At 59.9% G+C, this 25,822-nt stretch carries 23 protein-coding genes; 12 read left to right on the top strand and 11 right to left on the bottom strand.

The genetic code is table 11. From position 1 onward, the window contains the following. Nucleotides 1-8: 8 nt before the first annotated feature. The 3 genes from glpK to panB form a co-directional block, all read right to left on the bottom strand. Nucleotides 9-1,487, bottom strand: coding sequence for a glycerol kinase GlpK (gene glpK, locus AC2FEE_RS16135; RefSeq protein WP_496866351.1), 1,479 nt, complete (start codon nt 1,485-1,487; stop codon nt 9-11). A 67-nt stretch (nt 1,488-1,554) separates the two neighbouring features. Next, nucleotides 1,555-2,397: a pantoate--beta-alanine ligase gene (gene panC, locus AC2FEE_RS16130; protein ID WP_496866350.1), complete on the bottom strand. Its 843-nt coding sequence runs from the start codon at nt 2,395-2,397 to the stop codon at nt 1,555-1,557. Further along, nucleotides 2,394-3,233 (bottom strand): 3-methyl-2-oxobutanoate hydroxymethyltransferase, encoded by an 840-nt coding sequence (panB, locus tag AC2FEE_RS16125; protein WP_496866349.1) that lies wholly within the window; start codon nt 3,231-3,233, stop codon nt 2,394-2,396. The genes panC and panB overlap by 4 nt, the downstream gene beginning before the upstream one ends. Before the next feature lie 171 nt (nt 3,234-3,404). Here panB and AC2FEE_RS16120 point away from each other — a divergent pair, with 171 nt between their 5' ends. Genes AC2FEE_RS16120 through AC2FEE_RS16095 form a run of 6 tightly spaced genes read left to right on the top strand, consistent with a single transcriptional unit; the run spans nt 3,405 to nt 10,886 of the window. After that, nucleotides 3,405-4,892: an ABC transporter substrate-binding protein gene (locus tag AC2FEE_RS16120; RefSeq protein WP_496866348.1), complete on the top strand. Its 1,488-nt coding sequence runs from the start codon at nt 3,405-3,407 to the stop codon at nt 4,890-4,892. A 54-nt stretch (nt 4,893-4,946) separates the two neighbouring features. Further along, entirely contained in the window at nt 4,947-6,008 is a 1,062-nt protein-coding gene (locus AC2FEE_RS16115; protein ID WP_496866347.1) for a ligand-gated ion channel, read from the top strand. A gap of 40 nt (nt 6,009-6,048) precedes the next feature. Then, on the top strand, nt 6,049-6,996 hold the full coding sequence (locus AC2FEE_RS16110) for an ABC transporter permease (RefSeq protein ID WP_496866346.1): 948 nt from the start codon (nt 6,049-6,051) through the stop codon (nt 6,994-6,996). Continuing rightward, nucleotides 6,993-7,808 (top strand): ABC transporter permease, encoded by an 816-nt coding sequence (locus AC2FEE_RS16105; RefSeq protein WP_496866345.1) that lies wholly within the window; start codon nt 6,993-6,995, stop codon nt 7,806-7,808. Before AC2FEE_RS16110 ends, AC2FEE_RS16105 begins: the two co-directional genes overlap by 4 nt. After that, nucleotides 7,805-9,403: an ABC transporter ATP-binding protein gene (locus AC2FEE_RS16100; protein ID WP_496866344.1), complete on the top strand. Its 1,599-nt coding sequence runs from the start codon at nt 7,805-7,807 to the stop codon at nt 9,401-9,403. The genes AC2FEE_RS16105 and AC2FEE_RS16100 overlap by 4 nt, the downstream gene beginning before the upstream one ends. Before the next feature lie 31 nt (nt 9,404-9,434). Further along, the gene (locus tag AC2FEE_RS16095; protein ID WP_496866343.1) at nt 9,435-10,886 is read left to right on the top strand and encodes an aldehyde dehydrogenase family protein; all 1,452 of its coding nucleotides are present in this window, start codon (nt 9,435-9,437) and stop codon (nt 10,884-10,886) included. Nucleotides 10,887-10,889: 3 nt separating this feature from the next. Here AC2FEE_RS16095 and pncB read toward each other — a convergent pair whose 3' ends face one another. Then, complete coding sequence (gene pncB, locus AC2FEE_RS16090; protein WP_496866342.1) at nt 10,890-12,182, bottom strand: nicotinate phosphoribosyltransferase; 1,293 nt, start codon at nt 12,180-12,182, stop codon at nt 10,890-10,892. A gap of 164 nt (nt 12,183-12,346) precedes the next feature. Between pncB and AC2FEE_RS16085 the strand changes: the two genes are divergently transcribed. Then, nucleotides 12,347-12,880: a hypothetical protein gene (locus tag AC2FEE_RS16085; protein WP_496866341.1), complete on the top strand. Its 534-nt coding sequence runs from the start codon at nt 12,347-12,349 to the stop codon at nt 12,878-12,880. Here the strand turns inward: AC2FEE_RS16085 and pncA are convergent. Further along, the gene (gene pncA, locus AC2FEE_RS16080; RefSeq protein WP_496866340.1) at nt 12,877-13,470 is read right to left on the bottom strand and encodes a bifunctional nicotinamidase/pyrazinamidase; all 594 of its coding nucleotides are present in this window, start codon (nt 13,468-13,470) and stop codon (nt 12,877-12,879) included. The genes AC2FEE_RS16085 and pncA overlap by 4 nt on opposite strands. Before the next feature lie 116 nt (nt 13,471-13,586). Between pncA and trhO the strand changes: the two genes are divergently transcribed. Together trhO and AC2FEE_RS16070 are read left to right on the top strand one after the other, a co-directional pair. Continuing rightward, complete coding sequence (gene trhO, locus AC2FEE_RS16075; RefSeq protein ID WP_496866339.1) at nt 13,587-14,492, top strand: oxygen-dependent tRNA uridine(34) hydroxylase TrhO; 906 nt, start codon at nt 13,587-13,589, stop codon at nt 14,490-14,492. 75 nt (nt 14,493-14,567) lie between these two features. Further along, nucleotides 14,568-15,071, top strand: coding sequence for a potassium channel family protein (locus AC2FEE_RS16070; protein ID WP_496866338.1), 504 nt, complete (start codon nt 14,568-14,570; stop codon nt 15,069-15,071). 13 nt (nt 15,072-15,084) lie between these two features. Here AC2FEE_RS16070 and AC2FEE_RS16065 read toward each other — a convergent pair whose 3' ends face one another. Then, nucleotides 15,085-15,414 carry a hypothetical protein gene (locus tag AC2FEE_RS16065; protein WP_496866337.1) on the bottom strand — a complete coding sequence of 110 codons (330 nt, stop codon included), beginning with the start codon at nt 15,412-15,414 and terminating at the stop codon, nt 15,085-15,087. A gap of 190 nt (nt 15,415-15,604) precedes the next feature. Here AC2FEE_RS16065 and betB point away from each other — a divergent pair, with 190 nt between their 5' ends. From betB to AC2FEE_RS16050, 3 genes are all read left to right on the top strand, one after another. Next, nucleotides 15,605-17,059: a betaine-aldehyde dehydrogenase gene (gene betB, locus AC2FEE_RS16060; protein WP_496866336.1), complete on the top strand. Its 1,455-nt coding sequence runs from the start codon at nt 15,605-15,607 to the stop codon at nt 17,057-17,059. Nucleotides 17,060-17,179: 120 nt separating this feature from the next. Continuing rightward, nucleotides 17,180-19,621, top strand: a complete 2,442-nt coding sequence (locus tag AC2FEE_RS16055; RefSeq protein WP_496866335.1) for a GcvT family protein — start codon at nt 17,180-17,182, stop codon at nt 19,619-19,621. Further along, nucleotides 19,618-20,961 carry an MmgE/PrpD family protein gene (locus AC2FEE_RS16050; protein WP_496866334.1) on the top strand — a complete coding sequence of 448 codons (1,344 nt, stop codon included), beginning with the start codon at nt 19,618-19,620 and terminating at the stop codon, nt 20,959-20,961. The genes AC2FEE_RS16055 and AC2FEE_RS16050 overlap by 4 nt, the downstream gene beginning before the upstream one ends. Nucleotides 20,962-21,034: 73 nt before the next feature. On the opposite strand, the gene AC2FEE_RS16045 is transcribed toward AC2FEE_RS16050, so the two are convergent. The 5 genes from AC2FEE_RS16045 to AC2FEE_RS16025 are packed head-to-tail and all read right to left on the bottom strand — an operon-like array spanning nt 21,035 to nt 25,762. Further along, nucleotides 21,035-23,179, bottom strand: a complete 2,145-nt coding sequence (locus AC2FEE_RS16045; RefSeq protein WP_496866333.1) for a hypothetical protein — start codon at nt 23,177-23,179, stop codon at nt 21,035-21,037. Continuing rightward, a complete protein-coding gene (gene motA, locus AC2FEE_RS16040) occupies nt 23,176-24,045 on the bottom strand; it encodes a flagellar motor stator protein MotA (RefSeq protein ID WP_496866332.1) in 870 nt (289 codons plus the stop codon). The genes AC2FEE_RS16045 and motA overlap by 4 nt, the downstream gene beginning before the upstream one ends. 38 nt (nt 24,046-24,083) lie before the next feature. Continuing rightward, entirely contained in the window at nt 24,084-24,659 is a 576-nt protein-coding gene (locus tag AC2FEE_RS16035) for a MotE family protein (protein ID WP_496866331.1), read from the bottom strand. Next, nucleotides 24,656-25,255, bottom strand: coding sequence for a hypothetical protein (locus AC2FEE_RS16030; protein WP_496866330.1), 600 nt, complete (start codon nt 25,253-25,255; stop codon nt 24,656-24,658). The genes AC2FEE_RS16035 and AC2FEE_RS16030 overlap by 4 nt, the downstream gene beginning before the upstream one ends. Nucleotides 25,256-25,264: 9 nt before the next feature. Next, nucleotides 25,265-25,762, bottom strand: a complete 498-nt coding sequence (locus AC2FEE_RS16025) for a flagellar basal body-associated FliL family protein (protein ID WP_496866329.1) — start codon at nt 25,760-25,762, stop codon at nt 25,265-25,267. Nucleotides 25,763-25,822: the final 60 nt, after the last annotated feature.

Here is a 25,822-nt window from a genome sequence, read left to right as displayed (position 1 = left end):
CATCGGCTTCAGAACGCCATCGCCGCCGAAACGGCGCGTTTCCAGCGGTCATAGGCGGCGTCGCGTTCCTCGGCGGACAGTTCCGGTTCAAACCGACGATCCAGCGCCCAGGTGTCTGCAAATCCCTGTTGATCTGGGTAAACGCCTGCGCGCATCCCTGCCAGCCACGCCGCGCCCAATGCAGTGGTTTCCTGCATAACGGGGCGGTCGACCTCGGCGCCGAGATAGTCCGACAAACCTTGCATTGCCCAGTCCGATGCGCTGGCGCCGCCATCGACGCGTAGAGTCACGTCAGTTTCGGCGCCCCAGTCGCCCTGCATGGCGTGCCACAGGTCGCGGGTTTGGTAGGCGATGCTCTCCAACGTGGCCTTGGCGAATTCGGCACGACCGGAATTGCGGGTCAGGCCAAACACCGCACCCCTGCAGTCAGGCTTCCAATAAGGCGCACCGAGGCCGGTAAAGGCGGGCACCAGCACCACATGCTGGTTCGGATCGGCTTGTTGTGCCAGTTCACCGCTTTCGGGGGCGGAATCGATGATCTGCAACGCATCGCGCAGCCACTGCACGGCAGCCCCGGCCACAAAGATTGATCCTTCCAGCGCGTAGGTGCGCTTGCCGTCCAACTGATAAGCAATCGTGGTTAGCAGGCGGTTTTTCGATTCAACCGGCTCGTCCCCGGTGTTCAGCAGCGCAAAACAGCCCGTGCCATAGGTGGATTTCATCATGCCCGGCTGGAAACAGGCCTGACCGATGGTGGCAGCTTGCTGGTCCCCGGCCACGCCCAGGATCGGGATATTTCCCCCAAATAGAGTCGTATTACCGAAATCCGATGCGCAATCGTGCACCTCGGGCAGCATGTTCATCGGTACGTCCAGCAGGTCGCAGATCTCGGCGCTCCATTCACCCTTGTGAATGTCGAAAAGCAGGGTGCGGGCGGCGTTGGTGGCGTCGGTGGCGTGACTGCGCCCCTCAGTCAGGCGCCAGATCAGGAAACAGTCGATGGTGCCGAACATCAGCTCTCCGGCCTCGGCGCGGTCGCGGGCGCCCGGAACATTGTCGAGCAGCCATTTCACCTTGGTGCCCGAGAAATAGGGGTCCAGCAGTAGGCCGGTCTGTGCGGTCACGTCATCCTCGCACCCGGCCTGCTTGTAGCGTGCGCAAATCTCGGCGGTGCGGCGGTCCTGCCAGACGATTGCGTTGTGAATGGGTTCACCGGTGACCCGGTCCCAGACGACGGTGGTTTCACGCTGGTTGGTGATCCCGATGCCGGCGATCTGATCGGGGGTGACGCCGATACTCTCCATCACTTCGCGGCAGACGCGCAGGACACTTTCCCAGATTTCCTCGGCGTCGTGTTCAACCCAGCCCTCCTGCGGGAAATGCTGGGTAAACTCGTGCTGTGCGGTGCCTGCGCGCTGCATGTCTGCGTCGAACAAAATGGCCCGCGATGATGTGGTGCCCTGATCAATGGCGAGAATATAGGTCATCCCTCGCGCCCCTCCCGTTTGGTTTTGCGGGACTTTAGCGCAAACATCGGCGCGGGGGCCAGAGCGTTCAGACAGGAATGTTGTCGATCAGCCGGACCCCATCCGCCCAAGCCGCCGCGAACAGTCGCGCGGGACGATCGGCATGGGTCAAAGGCTCAAGCGTTTCCGCGCAACGCAGGTTGATATACTCGATCTGCGCGAAACCTGCGGCCAGCAAATCGGTCTCGGCCCGCGCAGCCAGCGCGTCAAACGCAGCACCGGCTTTCAGCGACTGAGCCAGACCTTGCATGATCCGGTGCTTATTGGCGGCAATCGCCAGCCCTTCGGCCGACAGAAGCAGGTTGCGCGACGACATCGCCAGACCCGAGGACTCGCGAACGGTGGGGCAGCCGATCACTTCGACGGGAATATCCAGGTCGCGCGCCATCCGGCGGACGATCATCAATTGCTGAAAGTCTTTTTCCCCGAAATAGGCTCTGTCCGCTTGCGTTTGCAGAAACAGTTTGGCGACCACGGTGGCGACGCCGTCAAAGTGACCGGGGCGGAATTCACCCTCCATCACATCGGTCAGGCCTGCGACGGACACATTGGTGGCAAAACCCCGCGGATAAATCTCTTCGGGCTCGGGTACATAGATCGCGTCGACACCGAAGGGAGCCAGTTTCTGCGCGTCTTCATTCTCGGTACGTGGGTATTTTGCCAGATCTTCAGGGTTGTTGAACTGTTTGGGGTTCACAAAGATCGTCACGATGACACGGTCGGTACCGGCATTGCCGGCCTCGACCAGCGACAGATGCCCCTGATGCAGCGCGCCCATGGTGGGGACAACGCCGATGGTTTCACCGCCGCGGCGCCATTCGGTTGTCAGCGCGCGCAGGTCGGCCAGGCGACGCAGGATAGGGGCAGTCATGTCTTGGGTCCTTTGGAGGGCGCCTGATCCGCGAACACATGTTCGTCGGCCGGAAAGGCGCGGGCGCGTACGTCGGCGGCGTATTCGGCGATGGCGGCCTCGGCCTGCGGGCCCAGCTCGGCATAGCGTTTGACGAATTTCGGTTTGAAGGCGGTGAAAAAACCCACCATGTCGTCAACCACCAGAATCTGCCCGTCGCAGCCAGCAGAGGCTCCGATGCCGATGGTCGGAATCGCGACCTCAGACGTGATCCGGTCGGCCAGACCCTGCGGGACCTTCTCAAGCACCACGGAGAACGCGCCCGACTCGGCCACGGCGCGGGCGTCGGACAGCACGGTCTGTGCCTGTTCGTCCCGGCCCCGCACCTTGTAGCCGCCCAGCGTGTTGATCGACTGCGGCGTCAGGCCGATATGCGCCATTACCGGGATGCCGCGCTTGACCAGAAAGCGGATGGTCTCGGCCATCTCAACGCCGCCTTCCAGCTTGACCGCGCCCGCGCCGGTTTCAGCCATCAGGCGCGCGGCATTTCGGAACGCGTCCGCCGGAGAGTGTTCATAACTGCCAAAGGGCATGTCGATGACCATCATCGCCTTGTCCAGGCCACGCGAAACGGCCTGGCCGTGCATTACCATCATCTCCATCGTCACGCCAAGCGTCGACTCCAGCCCGTGCAAAACCATACCCACACTGTCACCCACCAGAACAAAGTCGCAATGCGTATCCATCAGCCGCGCCATCGGCGTGGTATAGGCGGTCAGGCTGACCAGAGGCGTACCCCCTTTTCGGGCACGGATGTCCTCGGCGTTTGGGGCTTTTTTATGGGCGGTCGCGCTCATGCTCGCTCCTCCGGGGTTCATGTTGCAGCGCGGCATAGCAGATTGAACAAGGTTATAGAAACCCCGGTTGCGCGAACATTTCCTTGAATGACCTTAGGTTTAAAGGGACATTACCAGTAGAACGGCCCGAAAAAATGCAGGGTCACCCATTTGAAACGGGGAGATATTTTTATGACAAAGCAGACGTTTCGGACTTTTGTCTCAGCGCTGGCAGTGGGTGCCAGCCTGATTGCTGGCCAGGCCTGGGCCAAGTCGGATATCACAATTGCGATGCAGTTGGAGCCGCCGCATCTAGACCCGACCAGCGCCGCGGCACAGGCCATCGATTCGGTGGTGTACACCAATATCTTCGAAGGGCTGACTCGGTTCATGGGCGACGGTTCGGTCGTGCCCGGGCTGGCCGAAAGCTGGGAGATCTCCGAGGACGGAACCGTTTATACCTTCAAGCTGCGCGACGGCGTGACCTTCCATGATGGCGTCGCCATGGACGCCGAGGACGTCAAGTTCAGCCTCGATCGCGCCAGTGCCGAAGACAGCGCCAACGCGCAAAAGGCGCTGTTTGCCGGAATCGAAAGCGTTGAGGTGGTCGATCCGCTGACCGTCAAGGTCACATTATCCGAGCCGAATGGTAATTTCCTGTTCAACATGGCCTGGGGCGATGCGGTGATCGTGTCCCCCGAAAGCATCGAGAACATCAAGACCAACCCTGTGGGGACAGGGGCCTTCACCTTTGGCAACTGGGTGCAGGGCGATAGTATCACGCTGATCCAAAACCCGGATTATTGGGGTGAACAGCCTGCATTAGAGACTGCTACGTTCAAATTTATCTCGGACCCGACCGCCGCCTTCGCCGCCATGATGGCCGAGGACGTGGACGTGTTCGACAACTTCCCCGCACCGGAAAACCTGCCTCAGTTCGAGGCTGATCCGCGCTTTCAGGTGCTGGTTGGTTCGACCGAGGGTGAGACAATCCTGTCGACCAACAACAAGAACCCTCTTTTTGACGATATCCGGGTACGGCAGGCGCTGGCTCATGCTATCGACCGGCAGGCAATCATTGACGGTGCGATGTTTGGTTACGGTACCCCGATCGGTACGCATTTCGCTCCGCACAATCCGGCTTATGTCGATTTGACCGGAACCTCGGCCCATGACCCGAAAAAGGCGGCCGAACTGCTGGCTGATGCAGGGTATGCAGAGGGGTTCGAGACCACGTTGCACTTGCCGCCGCCCTCTTATGCCCGCCGCGGGGGAGAGATCATCGCCGCGCAACTGGCTGAAGTCGGCATCAAGGCCGAGATCGTCAACGTGGAATGGGCGCAGTGGCTGGAATCGGTGTTCAAGGGCAAAGATTACGGCCTGACCGTCATCAGCCATACCGAACCGATGGATATCGGCATCTACGCGCGCCCGGATTACTACTTCCAGTATGACAGCGTGGATGCCCAGACCCTGATGGAGACGCTGAACGCAACCACTGACCCGGCAGAGCGCGAGAAACTTCTGGGTGACATGCAGCGCCTGATCGCGACTGACTATGTCAACGGTTATCTGTTTCAACTGCCTAAGCTGGGGATCGCCAAGGCAGGTGTTCAGGGCCTGTGGGAGAACGCGCCGACCGCCGCGATCGACCTGACCCAGATCAGCTGGTCAGAATAACCCGATCCGGGGCTGCGATCGGCCCCGGCGTCCCGTTTCAGAACAAGTTTGACGATGAACCTGGTCCGTATCTTCTGTGTTGTTGTTGCCTGCCTCCTTGCATCGGGCGGCAAGGCGCAGGCACAACATGGGCTGGAAGGCGGGGTGGGGCCGCTGGTTGGTACGCCTGACAACCCGATGCGGGTGGGGATCGGCATCCGCATCGATCAGGTCACAAGCGTCGATCAGAAGGCCGAGAACTATGGCGCCGTCGTTGTTCTGCGGGCCGAATGGACTGACCCTGCGCTGGCCTTTGACCGCGATGAAGTTGGGCGCGAAATTCAGGTCTTCAATCCTCCGGCCTTGGCGGATCACGCGCGGGATCTTGGCGCGGTTGTACCTGCGTTTGTCATCCACAATCAGCAATCCAACAAATGGATCCACCAATCCGCTGCCTCGCTGCGCGATGACGGGCATGTGGTCTATGTCGAGAAGTCCTCGTTGACATTGCAGGCGCCGCATTTCGATTTCCGCAAGTACCCGTTTGATAAGCAGGACTTCTTTTTCGAAGTCGTCTCGGTCTTTCCGTCCGAATACGTAACCTTTTACCCGCTCGAGGAGTACTCGGGCCTTGGTGATATGCTGGGCGAAGAAGAGTGGATACTGGACAACGCGCGGCTAGAACACTCGACGGTCATCGGCTTGTCCGGCCGGGACAGCGATCAGATCGCGCTGGCCTTCGAGGGCAACCGGCACCTGACCTACTATGTGATCCGGGTGTTCCTTCCGATGCTGGTTCTGATCGCGGTCGGTTGGGCGCTGTTCTTCCTTGACGAATACCGCCGCCGGATCGAGATCGCTGGGGGCAATCTGCTTGTATTTGTTGCTTTCAACTGGGCCATATCGGCCGATCTGCCCAAGCTGGGCTATCTGACTTTCCTGGATTTCATCCTGCAATGCATGTTCCTGATGACCGGAGCGCTGATCGTGTTCAACGTGGCTTTGCGCAAACTGAAAGTGTCCGGGCGCGAGGACGCGGCCAGAAAGCTGGACAATTACGCGATCAAGTGGATTTACCCGCTAGGCTATGCCGCCATCGTCGCATACGCGGTTTTCGTCTATCTACTGGTGCCATAGGCGCTGGACCCGCGCGGAATGTGTGCCTAACGTTGCCTCGATGTTGCGCTATGCCCTCAAACGCCTGATTTCACTGCTGATCAGCCTGATTGTCGCTTCGGTCGTCATCTTTGCGGTGATCGAGGTTGCACCGGGTGATCCGGCCTCGTTCATGCTGGGGGTTAATGCGCAGGAGGATACTCTGGCCGCGTTGCGGTCCGAACTTGGGTTGGACGTCTCAAAGGCGCAGCGGTACTTCAACTGGGTTAGCGGGATGCTGGTCGGGGATTTCGGCACCTCGTATACCTATCGCTCGCCGGTGTCGCAGATGATCGCGGATCGGCTGTGGGTGTCCTTGCCGCTGGCTTTGTATGCGCTGACATTGTCCACACTGATCGCTTTTCCTGCCGGGATCTATGCCGCCGCGCGCCGCGGAAAGCCCGGCGACCTGACGGTCATGGGCGCGACCCAGCTAGGCATTGCCGTGCCGAATTTCTGGTTTGCGATGATGCTGGTGCTGGTTTTCGCCATCAACCTGCGTTGGTTCAATGCAGGTGGGTTCGCGGGCTGGGACCAAGGAGTTTGGAGCGGTCTGCACTCGCTGACCCTGCCCGCCATCGCTTTGGCCTTGCCGCAAGCGGCGATACTGGCACGGGTCATGCGGTCTTCGCTATTGGACATTCTGGGTGAGGATTTCATGCGCACTGCCCGCGCCAAGGGTCTGTCGCGCCGTCAGGCGCTGTGGCGGCACGGCGTGCGCAACGCTCTGATCCCGGTGCTGACCATCATCGGGTTGCAGTTTTCGTTCCTGCTGGCGGGTTCGATCATCATCGAGCAGGTATTCTACCTGCCCGGCCTCGGACGGCTGGTGTTTCAGGCCATTTCCGCGCGCGACCTGATCGTGGTCGAGTCGGTTGTCATGCTGCTGGTCTTCGCTGTCATCACGGTGAATTTCCTGGTCGATCTGGCTTATGCCGCCGTCGATCCAAGGCTAAGGAGCCGAACATGAGCCGCAACCTGATCCTTGGCACGGTGCTGTCCTCACTGGTCCTGCTGGCGGCCTTGGTGTCCTTTGTCTGGACGCCCTATGACTATGCGGCATTGGATATCCCCAACAAACTGCAACCGCCCAATGCGCAGCACTGGTTCGGCACCGACCATTTCGGGCGCGATATGTTCTCGATGATCATGGTCGGCGCGCGGACGTCGATTGCGGTGGCTCTGGTGGCGGTGGGCATTGGCATGGCGCTGGGCGTGCCGTTGGGCCTGACCGCTGCTGCGCGCAAGGGGTCGTGGCTGGATGAGGTGATCATGCGCGGTAACGATTTGGTCTTCGCCTTCCCCTCGCTGGTCATTGCCATCCTGATCACCGCCGTGTTCGGCGCCGGAGCCATTAACGCCATCATCGCCATCGGCATCTTCAACATCCCTGTTTTCGCCCGCATCACCCGCGGTGGCGCACTGTCGCTGTGGGAGCGCGAATTCATCCTCGCTGCCCGCGTTTCGGGCAAGTGGGCGGCGCGGATATCGGCCGAGCATATCCTGCCCAATGTGGCGAACCTGCTGATCGTTCAAGGGACCATTCAGTTTTCGCTGGGTATATTGGCCGAAGCTGGTTTGTCCTATGTCGGCCTTGGCGCGCAACCGCCCACACCCAGCTGGGGCCGGATGCTGGCCGATGCGCAAACTATGGTCAGTTTTGCCCCGCATTTGGCTCTGATTCCGGGACTGGCGATCATCGTCACGGTGCTGGGGTTGAATCTATTGGGCGACGGGCTGCGTGACTGGCTGGACCCCCGGATCAGGGTGGCGCGGGCATGAGTCTGCTGCAGATAGATACTCTCTCGCTGACGATTCATGGCGCGGAAATCCTGAAACAGGTCAGCCTGTCCATCGACCCTGGCCAGATCGTGGCCGTGACCGGGGAAAGTGGCTCGGGCAAATCAATGACTGCCTTTGCGGTGATGCAACTGTTACCGAACGGGGCTGCGACACAGGGCGCGATCCGGCTGGAGGGGCAGGACCTGCTGAACCGCCCCGAGGCCGAGATGTGCGCCTTGCGCGGGGCCGCGATCGGGATGGTTTTTCAAGAGCCGATGACGGCCCTGAACCCGGTCAAGACCATCGGCGATCAGGTGATGGAGACGATCCTGATCCACAAGGCCATGCCGCGCCCGCAGGCGCTGGCGCGCGCGCAAGAGGTTCTGACCCGCGTCGGCCTGCCGCCCGACCGGTTTCCCCTGTCCCGCTATCCGCATGAGTTGTCCGGAGGCCAGCGCCAGCGCGTGGTGATCGCCATGGCCATTGCCCTGCGTCCCAAACTGTTGATTGCGGATGAGCCGACAACGGCGCTGGACGTGACCACACAGGCACAGATCCTCGACCTGCTCACAGGGTTGGTGCGCGAATATGGCATGGGTTTGCTGATGATCACGCATGATCTGGCGGTGGTGGCCGAGATGGCTGACCAGATCGTGGTGATGCGCCGCGGAGAAGTGGTTGAAAGCGGCGCAACAGCCCACCTGCTGCGCAATATGCAGCACCCTTATACGCGGATGCTGTTCGAAGCATCGGGCCATCAGGTGACGTTGCCTGAGACTACCAACCCACACCCCCTGCTTGAGGTGACACAGGTCATCCGCGACTACCGTCTGCCCCGCAAGGGGCTGTTTGGCACTCCGGGGCATCACCGCGCGGTGGACAGGGTCAGCTTTACTCTCAACAAGGGGGAGCGTCTGGGCTTGGTGGGTGAATCCGGCTGTGGAAAATCGACCCTAACACGTGCTATTTTGGGGCTGGAAGAGGCGCAGAGCGGTGAAATCCGCTTGGACGGGCAGCCGGTATTCTCTGGGCACAGGCCGAACCTGGTCGTGCGCCGCAAGATGCAAGTAGTGTTTCAGGACCCCTATGGTAGCTTCAACCCGCGTCACCGAGTGGCCCGTCTGATCACCGAACCCTTTCATCTGTTGGACACCCCTCCCACGGGGTCCGAACGTCAGGATCGCATTGCCGAGATGCTGGTGGCCGTCGGCCTCTGCCCTGATGACGCGGGTAAGTACATCCACGAATTCTCGGGCGGACAACGGCAACGCATTGCAATTGCCCGCGCCCTTATCATCCGCCCCGAACTGATCCTGTTTGATGAGGCTGTTTCGGCGCTGGACGTCTCGGTCCGGGCGCAGATCCTCGACCTGCTGGCCGAGCTGTGCGCGACCTATGAGCTGGCCTATCTGTTCATCAGCCATGACCTTAGCGTTGTGCGCACCATTACCGACCGGGTGATGGTGATGCAGGCGGGGCGTGTCGTCGAACAGGGTGAGACCGAACAGGTCTTTGCCAACCCGCAGCACCCCTATACCCGAACCCTGATCGAAGCCGCGCCGGTCTTACCGGATATCGGGGCAAACGTCGCTTAAACCTTTTGTTAGAGCCTGAAAGGAAGACCAAATGCCCAATCCCCTCTGGTTCAATCCCGGCCTGTGTCTGATCGGTGGCAAATGGGTCAGTCCCGCGTCACAGGCGGACATTCCGTTAGTCAACCCGTCGGACGGGTCCGAGATTTGCCGGATTGCACGCGGGGACGCGGCGGATATCGACGCTGCGGTGCAGGCCGCGCAATTCGCTTTGGATGGCGATTGGGGGCGCAAAACAGCGTTGGAGCGGGGGCGTATCCTGACTCGACTGGGACAATTGGTGCTGGAAAGAGTGGACGATCTGGCGCTGATCGAGGCAATGGATGTGGGCAAACCATTAACGCAGGCACGTGCGGATGCAGTCGCTTTGGCGCGGTACTGTGAGTTCTATGGTGGCGCCGCCGACAAGGTAATGGGCGAGACCATCCCCTATCTGGATGGCTACACTGTCTATACCCTGCGGGAACCGCATGGGGTGACGGGCCATATCGTGCCGTGGAATTACCCGATGCAGATCATCGGCCGCTCGGTCGGGGCGGCGCTGGCGATGGGCAATGCCTGCGTGTTGAAACCGGCGGAAGAGGCCTGTCTGACCGCATTGGCTTTTGCCCATCTGACGCAGGAGGCCGGCTTGCCTGCGGGCGCGCTGAATGTGGTGCCCGGTTTGGGGGCCGAGGCCGGAGCGGCTCTGTCCGGACATCCGGGTGTCGACCACATCTCGTTCACCGGGTCGGTTGCCACCGGTGCGCTGGTTCAGCAGGCGGCGGGGCGCAATGTGGTGCCTGTGACGCTGGAGTTGGGCGGGAAGTCCCCGCAACTGGTGTTTGACGATGCCGATCTGGACGCCGCGCTGCCGTTTCTGGTGAATGCGGGCATTCAGAACGCCGGTCAGACCTGTTCGGCATCGTCCCGCATTCTGGTGCAGCGCGGGGTGTACGAGCAGGTCAAAACCCGAATGGCGGCGGCCTATGCTAAGCTGACCATTGGCCCGGCGCAGGAGGATTTGCGGGTCGGTCCGTTGATCTCGGCCCGGCAGAAAGAGATCGTGACCGGGTTTCTGACCCAGGGTTCTGATCTGTGCATTGCGGGTCAGGGGCAGATCGTTGACCATGCCCCGGCCGAGGGTGCCTATGTGCAGCCGACGCTTTTTGCCGATGTTCCCCCGGATCACGTTCTGGCACGCGACGAGATATTCGGCCCGGTTCAGGTCCTGATCCCCTTCGACACCGAGGAAGAAGCGGTTCGGATTGCCAACAACACCGATTACGGACTGGTCGCCAGCATCTGGACCCGCGATGGTGCGCGGCAGATGCGGTTGGCGAAACGGCTGCGCTCGGGTCAGGTGTTCATCAACAATTACGGCGCCGGCGGAGGCGTCGAATTACCGTTCGGTGGAGTGGGTAAATCAGGCCATGGCCGCGAGAAAGGCTTCGAGGCCCTTTACGGGTTCTCGCAGCTGAAAACCGTGGCGGCACACCATGGTTAGGGTCTAAACGATCACTTTGATCGGATCCTGAGCGCCGACGCCGAACACGCGTTTATAGCGTGCGATCTCGTCCTGCGGACCCATTGCCTTTTCCGGGTTGTCCGAGAGTTTCACTGTCGGGCGGCCATTGGCCGACACTGCCTTGCAGACCAGCGAGAACGGTGCCAGCGCGTCATCGGGGACCAGTCCGCGGAAATCATTGGTCAGCAAGGTGCCCCAACCAAAGGACACCTTGGTGCGGTGGGCAAACTGGCTGTGCAGTTCGCGGATCTTGTCCACGTCCAGCCCGTCGGAGAAGATCACCCGTTTCTGCCTCGGGTCTTCGCCGCGAGATTTCCACCAGTTGATAGCAATCTCGGCCCCGGTCGCCGGATCGCCACTGTCGACGCGGATACCGGTCCAGCCTGCCAGCCAATCGGGGGCACGGTCCAGAAATCCCTGCGTGCCATAGGTGTCGGGCAGGATAATGCGCAGGTTGCCGTCATGTTCGTCGTGCCAGTCGCTGAGAACGTCATAGGGGGCCTGCGCCAGCGCCTCATCGGTTTCGGCCAGCGCGGAATAGACCATCGGCAGTTCGTGCGCGTTGGTGCCAATGGCCTCGACCTCGCGTCGCATGGCGATCAGGCAGTTCGAAGTGCCGGAAAACGCCGCGCCCAACCCCTCGATCATCGCCCGTACGCACCAGTCCTGCCACAAAAAGGAATGTCGCCTGCGGGTGCCGAAATCGGCGATGCCTAGCCCGTCAATTCCGCGCAGCCGGTCGATCTTTTCCCAAACACGTGTCATGGCGCGGGCATAGAGCACCTGCAGCTCGAACCGGCGCATGTCGTTCAGAACCGCGCGGGATCGCAGTTCCATCAGCACCGCCAAAGCCGGAATTTCCCACAGCATGACCTCATGCCATTTACCCTCGAAGGTCAGTTCGTACTGATCGCCCTTACGCTCAAGGTGGTAGGGCGGCAGGCGCATATTCTCGAACCACTCCATAAAGTCCGAGCGAAACATCTGCCGTTTCCCATAAAACATGTTGCCGCGCAGCCATGTGCTTTCGCCCCGGCTGAGGCTGAGCGAGCGGATGTGGTCCAGCTGTTCGCGCAGTTCGCCTTCGTCGATCAATTCGGCCAGCGGAATGTGATTCGACCGGTTGATCAGGGAAAAAACCACATCTGTTTGGGGCTTATTTCGAAACACTGACTGGCACATCAGCAGTTTGTAGAAATCCGTGTCGATCAAAGACCGGACAATCGGGTCAATCTTCCATTTATGATTGTACACGCGTGTCGCAATATCGACCATGGGGAACTCCTGCGATTTCCGTTGTTAGATCAATAGGTGCGCGAATTGGCAAGAGTCGCTAGATTGAGGACAATGACAAGGTCAGAACACAAAACGAGCATATTGTGTGATCTTTTCGTTGGTTAGTAGAAGAAGGGGATGGAAGGACAAGGTTAAGTCGGTGAATGGGTCTCGAGTACGACTTTGATATTGTAACGATTGACGCTGACGATACGAATTCCGGATCAGCGAAGACCGCAGCGCCCGGCGGCAGGGCGGTGCGTGCAGTGTTTCGTCGTGCCGAAACGGCGGAAGCTCTTCGGGCATCTTCTCCCAAAATTCGGCTGGTTTTTGAAGAAGCCGGGTTTGACCTGGACTCCACCAACAGCAATTTTGCACACGGCTATTATCGCGCGCAGGACACGGTCGAGCGGGACCGTATCCTCCTCGCTTTGTTTGCCAATATCAGGGCAGTGGGCGTTAAGGGTGAGTATTGTGGTGATTTCGATATCCGGCAGTTTCTGAACGACGTAAAAACGGCCCGACCACTGGAAGACGTGCCGCCCGAAGTTCAGAACAGGATAGAAAAGCCGCAACAATCGGGCGGGGCAAAACCCAATCGGCGCTCGATTCAGGGGCGCATCGGGTTAGCTCTTGCGTTGGCGGTGGTCGTGATTGCCGTGCTCAGATATCTGGCGGCTGCGGGTGCCACGCCTTAGGCCAAAGTGACGCCTGTCGCGCGCATTGCGGTTTCGGCAGCGGCCAGGGAACCATCCAGATCGATGGCCCGGCAGGCTTCCATCCGGACGGTTACGTCAAACCCAAGCCGTGCGGCGTCTACCGCCGAGAAATGGACGCAGAAATCTGTCGCCAGACCGACCAATGTCAGTTTGTCGATGCCGCGCGTTCTCAAATAGCCCTCCAGACCGGTTGGAGTGGTCTGATCGTTTTCGTAAAACGCTGAATAGCTGTCTATGGCGCTGCGAAATCCTTTGCGGAGGATCAGATCACCATCGGTGCGCAGATCGGCATGAAACGCTGCGCCTGATGTGCCCTGAACGCAATGATCCGGCCAAAGTACCTGTGGGCCATAGTGCATTTCGGTCATGTCATAGGGAATTTTTCCCGCGTGCGAATTGGCGAAGGAGGAATGGCCTGCCGGATGCCAATCCTGCGTCAGGATCACGGCGTCGAAATCATCCATCATCGCATTGATCGGGGCGACGATCTCATACCCTCCGGGCACGGCCAGCGCACCGCCGGGACAGAAGTCATTCTGGACGTCGATTACAAGCAGGGCGTGGGTCATCACGGTGTCTCCTTGGGGTTTTCTATCGGTACGGGGTGCGGGCGGGATCGTCAATCTTGCGCCGGGCAACAGCCTGATGTCTTGCGGCACTGGCCCAGCAGGTTTAGATCACGCGCATGTACACGATCGCTGCCCTTTATCATTTCACCCGTTTCCCGGATCCTGCCGCGCTTCGCGACCCTTTGCTGGACCTGTGCCGCGCGCAATCGGTCAAAGGCACGCTTTTGCTGGCGCAGGAGGGGATCAACGGCACCATCGCGGGCCCGCGTGCCGGGATTGATGCGGTGCTGGCGCATATTCAGGCGCTGCCGGGCTGTGCCGATCTGGACTGGAAAGAGGCCACCGCCGACCACCCGCCCTTTCGCAAGATGAAAGTGCGCCTGAAAAAAGAGATCGTGACCATGGGCCAGCCGGATATCGATCCGCGCGCCCAGGTGGGCAACTATGTCGAACCAGAGGACTGGAACGACCTGATCCGCTCGGACGATGTGGTGGTGATCGACACCCGCAACGATTATGAGGTGGCAATTGGCACGTTCGAGGGCGCAATAGACCCTGAAACGGCCAGTTTCCGCGATTTTCCCGCCTGGTGGGAGGACAACAAGGACCGCTTCCACAACAAGCGCGTGGCCATGTTCTGCACGGGCGGCATCCGTTGCGAGAAATCCACCAATTTCCTGCTGGGGCAGGGGGTCGAGGATGTCTATCACCTGAAGGGCGGCATTCTGCGCTATCTCGAAGAGATGCCCGCCGAAGACAGCACCTGGCAGGGTGAATGTTTCGTGTTCGACAACCGCGTCTCCGTGGGGCATGGGCTGGTTGAGGGGCCGCACACCCTGTGCCACGGCTGCCGTCGACCGATCCTGCCCGAGGATATGAAACGTTCCGAATACGAACACGGCGTGTCCTGCCACCAGTGCATCAACGAGACCTCTGAGGCCGACAAGACGCGGTTCCGCGAGCGGCAGAAACAGATCCAACTGGCGCGCCAACGCGGTCAAGAGCATCTGGGCTCCGACTAACTCTCTGATAAACAAGGTTGCGGGCGCGTCCCGGAAAGCGGATCATCTTTCCGCATACACGGTATCGGAGGCGTCATGCGTCGTGAACCAACAACCCTGACAGAGTGGAAGTCGACTCTTGTCGCAGCTTTAGGGCTGATCGTGGCCAGTTTCCTGGCCTGGTATGGGTTGTCTCGTCTCAGCGAGGCGGCGGCCGGCGATACGATCGGAACGATCACGTCGGTCGGATTGGTGATCTGGATCGTTTCGCAGTCCTGGTATTACATGACGCAAGTAAAGTCCCCACGCCGGCTGGTGTTCCTGATGGGCGTGTCTTTCATACAGGTGGTTCCGTTCCTGTTCGCTGCAGCTTACGGGGCTTTCGGATATTATGACCTCTGTGTGATTGGTGCCAAAGGGCCGGCGGACGTGCTGTATTTCTCATACGTCACCTTCACCACGGTAGGGTATGGCGACATGGCTCCTGTTGGGTTGTGTCGCGCGCTGGCAGCGGCTGAGGCCGTCACGGGTTATGTGTTGTTGGGGATGTTCGTAGCAGCAGCGGTCAGCATCTATTCCCGCAACCACCAACCGCACTGAACCTGCGTTCAGCCTATTTGTTCTGATCGATCCAGCGCGACATCATCTGTTTGTCCCGAAAACACTCGGACGGGATCGGGCGACGTTTGCTGCGTGAAATGCGCTCGGCAAAGGCGACTTGTTTGCCCGTCGGATAGTTGTCAAACGGGGAAGTTGCGGCAGGTTTGTGCGCCGAGATCCAGTCGGACAGCAACTTGCGGTCCCGTTGTGCCTCGACCGGGATTTCCAGTGCTGACCGTTCGGCAATGGCGCGGGCATAGCGCATCTGCCGGTCCGTGACGGGCAACAGGTGATAATCGTTTGACGGGCCGCTTGGGGCAGAGCTTCGCTGATATTGGGCCATCGGATGTTCCTCTGACTATATAGAACATAAGTGGAACATTAACCAAAAATTTCAAGGGGGACGGTGTGGACTCGGCAGGATTTTGCCAGGTACAGGTTTTATTGACTGGCCAATCAATAACCTGTAAGTCCGCAAAAAACGCACTCCCTTCGGCTTCAAGGGGGGGCCTCCAGTCAGAAAAGGATGCGGCATGAAGTTTCAGCCCAAGGCAAGCCATTTCATCAATGGTGAATATGTCGAAGACACCAATGGCGCCCCAATCGACGTCATTTACCCGGCCACTGGCGAGGTCATCGCGCGGCTGCATTCTGCAACACCCGAGATTGTGAATCAGGCTCTAATCAGCGCAAAAAACGCTCAAGCCGAGTGGGCGGCCATGTCCGGAACCGAGCGCGGCCGCGTACTGCGTCGTGCCGCCGACATCATGCGCGAGCGCAATTATGACCTGTCGATCCTGGAAACCCACGATACCGGTAAACCCCTGCAGGAAACACTGGTGGCTGATGCGACCAGTGGCGCGGATGCGTTGGAGTATTTCGGCGGTCTGACAGCCTCACTGACCGGTGAGCATATCCCGCTGGGTGGCGGCGACTTTGTATACACGATCCGCGAGGCGCTGGGCGTCTGTGTTGGGATCGGTGCCTGGAACTATCCGACCCAGATCGCCTGCTGGAAAGGCGCGCCTGCGCTGGCCTGTGGCAACACGATGGTGTTCAAACCGTCCGAAACCACGCCTCTGTCGGCGCTGCACGTGGCCGAAATCCTGATCGAAGCCGGAGCGCCCAAAGGCGTCTATAACGTGGTGCAGGGCTATGGCGACGTCGGTGCGTCGCTGGTGACCGACTCGCGCGTGGCCAAGGTCTCGCTGACGGGGTCGGTTCCGACGGGCCGTAAAGTCTATGCTGCTGCAGCGGACGGCATGAAGCACGTGACCATGGAACTGGGCGGCAAGTCCCCGATGATCGTGTTCGACGACGCCGATATCGAAAACGCTGTTTCCGGCGCGATTCTGGGCAACTTCTATTCTTCGGGTCAGGTATGTTCGAACGGCACCCGTGTTTTCGTCCAGAAAGGCATTAAAGAAGCCTTCCTTTCACGCCTGGCCGAGCGTCTGGCGACCGCAAAGATCGGCGATCCCCTGGATGAAGAGGTCAATTTTGGCCCCATGGTCAGCGAAAACCAGATGAACATCGCGTTGGGCTATATCGAGAAAGGCAAGGCCGAGGGCGCACGTCTGGTATACGGCGGCGATCGGATCGACGGCGACGGCTTCTACATGCAGCCTACCGTCTTTGCCGACGTCACCGACGACATGACCATCGCGCGTGAAGAAATCTTCGGCCCCGTCATGTCGGTGCTGGATTTCGACACCGAGGAAGAAGTTATGGCTCGTGCCAATGATACCGAATTCGGTCTGGCCGCAGGCGTCTTCACCAACGACCTGACCCGTGCCCACCGCATCGTGGCCGGCTTCGAGGCGGGTACCTGCTATATCAACACCTACAACCTCGCTCCGGTTGAGGCGCCGTTCGGCGGGTCCAAGATGTCGGGCGTTGGTCGCGAGAACTCGAAACTGGCGATCAATCATTTCAGCGAGATGAAAACGGTTTACGTCTCGATGAATGATGTCGAGGCGCCCTACTAATCAAAACCGGCGATCCAAGCTCTGTTCCCGACATTTCGCGTCGGGAACAGAGCATAAGCTGTTCCTGACCTGTGGCTGACTTTCCAACAAGCGCTTAGCCCGCAAGCAGGAGGTCAGCCCATGAAAACCCACGCTCAGGCCGTTGTGATCGGAGGCGGCCTTGTCGGTTGCTCGATCCTATACCATCTGGCCAAGCTCGGCTGGACCGACGTGGTTCTGCTGGAACGTGATGAACTGACTTCGGGCTCGACCTGGCATGCGGCGGCCAATATCCACGGGTTGCACGACAACAACAACATCACCCGCATCCAGCATTATACGATGAACCTGTATAAAGAGCTGGAGAAGGAAACCGGGCAGGGTTGTGGTGTGTTCCAGTCCGGTTCACTCTATCTGGCGCAGACCGAGGATCGCGAACACCAGTTGCGCTTGCAGGAAGCCAAGGCGAAGTTCTACGGCCTGAACTTCTATGAGGTCAGCCGTGAGCAGGCGATGGAATTGCACCCGCTGGCGCAGTTCGACGACATCCGCTGCATCATGTTCGAACCTGATGGCGGCAATGTCGATCCTTCGGGCGTGACCCACGCCTATGCCGCCGGCGCGCGGGCGATGGGGGCCACGATTGAGCGGTTTTGCCCTGTAATAGGGACTGAACATCAACCCGATGGCTCGTGGCTTGTGCGCACCGAAAAGGGCGATATCCACACGCAATGGGTGGTCAATGCCGGTGGCCTGTGGGGGCGCGAAGTCGCGGCGCTGGCCGGGATCGAACTGCCATTGCAACCGACCGAACATCAGTATTTCGTAACCGAGGCAATCGATGAAGTTGCCAATCTGGGTCGCCGTCTGCCCTCGATCGCCGACCGGGATGGCGAGTATTACTTCAGACAGGAAGGCAACGGCCTGCTGATCGGCGCCTATGAGAAAGACATGCGGTTCTGGGCTGAAAACGGCACACCGCTGGATTTTGCCCATGACCTGTTCCCCGACGATCTGGATCGCATAATGGAGAACGTCATCCGCGCCACCGAACGTGTGCCGGTGGCTGCGACCGCTGGCGTCAAGCGGGTTATTAACGGGCCGATGATCTGGTCTCCGGATTCCAACGCGATCTGGGGACCGGTGCCGGAGTTGAAAAACTACTTCTGTTGTACCGGTATCATCCCCGGCTTTTCGCAATCGGGCGGCCTCGGGCTGTTGTCAGCGCAATGGATGATCGAGGGTGAACCGCAATATGACATGTTCGCCTGGGATCTGGCGCGGTTTGGCGATTGGGCTGACAAGACCTTCACCAAGGCGCGCGTAGAGGACGTCTATACACACCGCTTCGCCATCCACTTTCCAAACGAAGAACGCAGCGCTGGCCGTCCCGCCCGCGTGCGCCCGGCCTACCAGATGCAGAAAGACATTGGCGGCGTCTTTGGCCTGAACTGCGGTTGGGAGCATCCGCTGTGGTTCGCCGATCAGCCCGGCGTGGTGGAAACCAACGGTTTCACTCGTCAGAACTGGTGGGAACCGGTTGGGCGCGAGGTGCAGATGCTGCGCGATCATGTGGGCGTGATCGATATTTCGAACTTCGCCAATTATGTGATCAGAGGACCGGGGGCCTATGATTGGCTGGACCGTCTGGTTGCCAACCGGGTGCCGACCGAGGTTGGGCGATCCTGCCTGACCCCGCTGATCTCGGTCCGTGGAGGCGTTGCAGGGGATTTTACCGTCACCAAGGTTGCAGACAACAAATACATGATAATCGGCTCGGGCATGGCCGAGCGCTATCATCAGCGTTTTTTCAACATGGTCGACCTGCCCGAGGGTACCACCTTTGAGGTCGCTACCGACCGCATCGCAGGTTTCAACGTAGCCGGGCCGAAATCCCGCGACCTGCTGCAGCGACTGACCAATGCAGACCTGAGCAACGAGGGCTTCCGGTTCATGCGGTCCCGCACGATTGAGGTTGCCGGGGTCACCTGTCTGGCCATCCGCGTCAGCTTTACCGGCGATCTGGGGTGGGAGTTGCATTGTGCCGAAGAAGACCAAATCAGGCTCTATTCCGCGCTTTTGGAGGCTGCAAAGGCGTTCAACGGCGGACCCGCCGGCGGCCGCGCGCTGGGGTCGCTGCGCATCGAAAAGGGTTACGGGTCCTGGGGTCGCGAATATTCTCAGGAATACTGGCCGCAGGAGGTCGGGCTGGCAGGGCTGGTCAAGCTGGACAAGGCGTTCCTGCACAAGGAGGCCTATCTGGCCATCAAGGACAATCCACCGCGCGAAGTTCTGTCGATCTTCGAGGTTGACGCCGATGTGGCGGATGCCTCAGGTGGTGAGCCGATCTTTACCCCCGACGGCACCCCCGTTGGCCGCGTGACCTCGGGTGCATTTGGCTATTCTGTGGATAAGTCCTTGGCCATCGGATATGCCGACGCCAAGGTGGCAGGTCCGGGCGATACGGTCGAGATTTTCATTCTTGGCAAGCCGCACATGGCCAGAATCCTTGCGGAACCGCCCTTTGATCCCAAAGGTTACAGGTTGCGCGACATCCAACCGGTGATGGAGGCGGCCTCATGACAGATATTTTCACGCGTGTTGCCGATTTCACCCTGAACCGCCCGGCCGACCAGATGCCCGACAGCGCCAGAGAGGCTGCGGCGCTGATGATGCTGGACACGATGGGCATCCTGATCGCCTCCGGTCCGATGGAGGCAGGGGTGATCGCGCGCGACACGGCGGCGCTGCTCTTTGCCAGTTCCGATCCGGCCTTTAGCGCGCGGATGATGTTCGATGGTCGCCCGGTCAGCGTGGCAGGAGCGGCCTATGCAGCTGCAACCCAGACCGACAATCTTGACGGGCATGACGGGTACAACCCAACCAAAGGGCATATCGGGGTTGTGGTTTTGCCTGCGTTGATCGCCCTGGCCGAACATCGCCCCGACCTGACCGGACCCGAAGCTTTGGCCGCCGTTATCACCGGCTATGAAATTGCCGGTCGTGCCGGGTTGTCGTTGCACGCCTCGGTCAGCGACTACCACACCTCGGGCGCGTGGAACGCGCTGGGCGTCGTGGCGATGGCGGCGCGGTTGCGCGGTTTCACAACCGAGCAGATGCGGCAGGCGATGGGGATTGCCGAGTACCACGGCCCGCGCAGCCAGATGATGCGCGAGATTGCCAACCCCACTATGCTGCATGACGGCTCTGGCTGGGGCGCGCTGGTTGGCATTTCCGCTGCCATTCTGGCCGAGCGCGGCTTTACCGGGGCGCCCGCCATCACAATCGAAGCTGAAGCTGCCGCCCCTCATTGGGCCGATCTGGGGCAGTTCTGGCAAATCGAGCATCAATACGTGAAACCCTATCCCATCTGCCGATGGGCGCATGCGGCGATTGATGGCGTCCGGGCAGTGATGCGGGACAACACCCTGTCCCACGACCAGATTCAATCCATTCAGATCAACAGTTTCCATCAGGCGGCCTGTCTGTATGCCGGGATGCCGAGCACGACGTCTCAGGCCCAGTATTCTCTGCCCTTTGCCGTGGCTGTGCAGGCTATTCACGGACGGATCGGCGTAGAGCACATATCCGGCACCGGTCTGACTGATCCGGAAGTGGCGGAACTTATGGCGCGCATCCAGGTGACAGAGAATGAGCGCCACAACGCCCGATTCCCCGAAGGTCGCTGGGCGGATGTCAGCATCACAACCACCGATGGGCGGGTTTGGAAATCCGGAGACATTCACGCCCGTGGCGGTCCCGAGGCACCGATCAGCCGGGATGAAGTGATCGCCAAATATATGGAGTTCGCGACCCCGGCCATCGGGGTGTCGCGCGCCGAGGCGATCCGCAATGTCATTCTGGGCTGGGTCGCCCCGGACTCCCGTTACTCCGATTTGTCACCATTTGTTTTTGGCCCATGAAGATTGCGTTTTCGACCACAGATCCGGGTCGCACACGTCCTGGGGCCAAGTTTTTGTAGTGTTAGAGCCTGTATCACTCTTCTTTCAAAGCCTCGAAAAGATCAGCAACCCTCTGTCGGGCGACCGCGCTGTCCTGCAACAGGGCCTCCGCATCGGCTAATGGTTTTTCAGACACGCGTGTCGGCGCGACCGAAAGGTCCCGGGTCGCTTTCGCAACGCGGCTGAACTTCGTCCCGCTATCTCGCTCGACCTTCTCCGTCAGATCGGCCAGCCAGAACAACCGGTTTGCTTCATCTGTGTGACCTACGGCGCGCATCAGGTCGCCAGCCGCCGCGAAATCACCCGCCGCTTGCAGGGCGGCGGCCCGCAGTGAAACAGCCTCTTCGGTGGAATCTTCGGCCAGTTCCAGCATTGCCTGATGCGGGCGCCGGGCCAGCAGCGCCGCCTTCGCCCGCAACCGGGCCCGTTCACCACGTTTGAGCCTGTCCTGAGGACGTTTCGCCAAGGCCTGCGCCTGCCTTGCAAAGCCCAGCTTGGCCAGCCGGTCTGCAACGACGATTGCCGCATCGGTTGTCAGCCCTTGTGTCTGAGCGTACGCCAGGCTCAGGACGCGTCGCAAAAAGGTGGTATCGTCGGCTCGTTCGGTCAGAACAAACACCACCCGGTTGAGCGTTTCCGTAGAGTCGTCACCCTTTGACAGTTCTGTCACCACGTCCAGCGCCGCGTCGAATTCCTGTCCCAAGCTCAGTGCAACTGCGTGCGTTTGTTGCGTCTTCGGGCCGATATCTGACCGGCGAAACTCGACCGTGTAGGATTCCGCCAGTTCCAGCTCTTGCGGTGAGACCGCGCCGCGTTCCAGCCAACGTTTGTCAACCAGCTGAGCCAGCGCCAGCGGAGCTTCAAGCGTGGCATCCGGGGCCTCGATCACTTCGCTCAGCAAGGCCTCGGCTCGGGAGGCATCTTGCTCGGCTGTTGCGATTTTTGCCTTGGCCTGTGTGGTGTCGGCGCTGGTCTGAGTTTCAACACGGTCCACCGAGCGCAAGATGCGCCGGGCGGCCTCCAATTTCTGCCCGTCCACCAGAATGTCCGACAACATCGGTCCGACATAGCGGCGCAGGTGATCCGGCAGGCGTGCAAAAGTCTGTTCGATCGCCACCAGATTGGCGTCATCCCGCAGGTTGCCTTCGGTCAGGACCGCCCACAAAGCGGCATCGCTATCGCAACGCTGAAGGCCCGAAAACGGGTTCGATCCGGTCAGCGGCCTATCATCCAGAATGAGGGCAATGGCGGCGATTCGTTCGGTTTCCAGGGACCGCTCGCCCAACAAATCCAGCGCGCTGATGGCTTCGGCACCGAACCCGGAATAGGCGTAAAGCTTCGCCAGTTGCAGCGTGCGGGTCTTGTCGATGGTGTCGAATTCCTGAAACAGACTCGCCCTCAACTGCGCAGCCTGTTCGGCAAACGGGCGTTCATCGGACCAATCGCCAAAGGCCAGCTCGGCGCTGGACACGCAGGGGGGGCGACGTTCCAGCTGTGGCACATCCGGACCCAAAAGCCCGTTCAGGTCGCCCAGAATTGAGGTCACCTGGACGTTCAATTCCACGTCAGATGGCATGAGCAGTCTTTGGTTGCCAATAGAGGCCCGTGGCCCAACAGGGGCAATGTTCAGATCTACAATGCCGCGGTCAGCACCCTGCAAAAGACGCGCTGCAAGCTGGTCTTCGAAGCCGCTCGCGTTCAGGTTCAACAAAGGCAATTCCAACGCAGCAATAGTCTGATCGCGAACTGGCGTCTTGTCGTGCTCGGGGGCTTTGGGCGGGACCGGGGCAGGAATGTCGCTGGTAAGCGGCGGCAGATAGGTGCCCGGCGCGATATCCACCACGATCATCGTGTTTTGGAACAAAAAGGCCGAGGCGACACAGTCACAGCCAAACTCCAGCTCAAGGGGAGCACCGGGTTCAGCCTGCGAAAGGGCGGCCAGGCGATTCTGGGTCAGGCGTTGAAACACCGCCCCTGTCTGAAACGCCACCTCCTCCAGCGCGACGTTCAGGCGTGCACCGTTCTTAGTCTGTTTCAAAACCCAGTCGGTGTTTTGCGGAACCTGGACAACCAGTCTGGTGTACCCGTCATGCTCGCCCGAGCGCACGGTCACTTCCCGCGCGGCGGCACCGGTGGTCGCTGCGATCAGTGCGGAGGCTAAGATCGCGAACCGGGTCATGCCGCGGCCTGTTTTAGTTCTTTCAACGCCTCTTCAAGCTCAGTGAAACCCGGGCGGTTATGGGTCGGTGTGTTCTGACGCCCGACTTCAATACACATGGCGGCGTTGTGGTTGTGCAGGTTGGCGACCAGAACCTCTTTGATCAGTTGGTAGAAATGGTTGTCCTCCTCCACCACTGCCTTCAGCTTGCCCGCGAAGGGGCCAACCAAACCATAGGCCAGGAAAACGCCCAGAAAGGTCCCTACCAGCGCACCGCCAATCAGTTTTCCCAACACTTCCGGCGGCTGGTCAATCGAGCCCATCGTTTTGATCACCCCCAGAACCGCCGCCACGATGCCCAAGGCGGGAAGGCCATCCGCAACCGTTTGCAGGGCGTGGCTGGAATGCATGGCGTGGTGAAAATTCGCCTCCATCCGCTTTTCGAGCACTTCTTCTACCTGATGCGGATCGTCATAATTCATCGATGCGGACCGCATCGTGTCGCAGATCAGGTCGATCGCTTCTTTGTCAGCCTGAATTTTCGGGTAGGCCGAGAACAGCGACGAGTTTTCCGGTTCTTCTATGTGTTGCTCGACCTCGACCGGGTTGGCCTTGGCGATGCGGATCAGCGAAAATAGCAGGCACAGCAGGTCGCGGTAATCTTCGGGCTTCCATTTCGGACCTTTGAAAACTTTGCCCATATCCTTGGCGGTATGTTTGACAGCGCTCATGTCGTTGCTGATCAGAAAGGCCCCCACAGCAGCGCCGCCGATCATCATCATCTCAAAAGGCAGCGATTTCATAATGATGGCCATCTTGCCGCCTGCAGCCAGATAGCCGCCGAACACCATGGCGAAAATGACGACAATTCCGATTAATCCGATCATGGGTGGTCTCCAGCAAAGTTCTCTGCGGGGTTGAAATGCTATTCCTGCGGCGTCGCGGCGTTACGGCCAGCCATAATGACACTGATTGTATAGGCAGCCTCGGGGCTCAGCCCGGCCAGAACGCCTGCAGCCGCATCCGGTGGCATCCGCGACAGAAAGCCAGCGGCAAAGCTCGGGTCCATCGCCTCAAACAACGCGGCGGCGTCTTTGGGTTTCATGCTTTGATAAACATCGGTCAGGCGAGTCAGGTCGGTTTCGGCGGCTTTTTCGGCAGTGGCGAGCGTTTCGCGCAGGGCTGCTTCAGCATCTTGCAGCGCAACCAGGCGTGTTTCGATCGCCTCGTCGGCAATGGCCAGCGCTTTTTCCTTGTCCAGAACTGCCGCCTCGCGCTGTTCCAGCGCATCTTCCCTGTGCAGCAACTCGGTCAGCAAAACCTGTGCCCCGGGCAATTCGGCCCGCGCCTGCTTGGCTTCGGGCAATGAAGGCTCGGCGCCTTTTGCCAGTGCGGGACCAGCCTCCAATCCAATGCGAATCGCGGCGGATCCGATCATCAGCAACGAGATGACCGTCAGCACGCCGCTCTTTGGGCGTTTTTCGGTTGGCTTGCGGGTCATGTCGCAGCCTCACCCCGAGAACGGTCGTGCCGGAAGAACATCAAGCCATCGGGCCGCTTGACCGGAGTTGTGGCAAGTGTTTCGGTTTCCGGCTCTGTGGGCTTTTCGGTCGCGTTAGCGGTGTCTTCCGGATCTGTGGGCTGATCTGCCGCTTCAACATTGTCTTTCGGCTCTGCTGTTTCTTCGCTCGATTCAATTGTTTCCTCCGGTTCCGCCGCAGTTGCTTCCGCATCCGTCTCGGGTTTTGCGGTTGTTTCCGTTGGAGGCTTGGCAGGTTCCGTTTCCGCTGATTTTACGGCCTCGTCTTCGGGCGGAACGACGTCATGCATGGAGGCCATCATCAATTCGAGGCGTTGGGCAACCGATTCCGCCCGTTGCGTCAGCTCTTTAAGCACCTCACCGGACCGATCCGACGCCTCACGCGCCGCGTCGAGTGACTTTTTCAGCTCATCGGCCTGAGTCGACAGCACGGCAACCGCGCCGCCAACACCTTTTTCCAGATCGGTGAACCGCTTAAGCCGCCGGGACAGCACGAAACAATAAAGACCCGCACCCAGCGCGCCGGCGACCAGCAAAATATCTGCAATCAGCTCCAACTTCGCCTCCTAGTTCAATACGAATTCCATCACGAGGACATCGCGCACGCGCCCCTCGCCGACGACGATTTCAATGCGCCGCAGCAGATGTCCACGGATGCGCATCAGGGCCAGCGAATCCTCAAGATCCGTCACTTCGACCGCGCGCAGATAGCCGTTCAGGATGTCCATGATTCGCGGTTTCATCTTCTCGACATCGGCGGCGTATTCGCTGTTTACCTCGAGCTGAGCGTGAAATTTCAGATGCCGCGATTCGCCTGCGTGCACCGACACGATCACCGGCGGCAGGTCGATGAAACCCACTTGCGGCAACGCCTTGACCGGCTTGTCCTTACCCTTTTCCTTGGCCTCTTCCACCGCGGGTTTGCCGCCGAAAGGCAACATTCCGGATGTGGTCAGGAAATACCCGCCTGCTGCCCCGGCCACGGCCAGAATCACTCCGATGATCAGCTCTTTTTTCCCTGACTTTTCCGTGGCTTCCGCCTGTTCTGCAGTCGCGTCAGTCATGACGTCCTCATTTGTCCGTTCTGCAATCGTCATAACCCGGCAGGGACTAACCGATTGTTA

It is taken from the genome of Ruegeria sp. YTSC199 (genome assembly GCF_059609725.1).
This window is presented reverse-complemented; position numbering and strand designations above follow the sequence as displayed.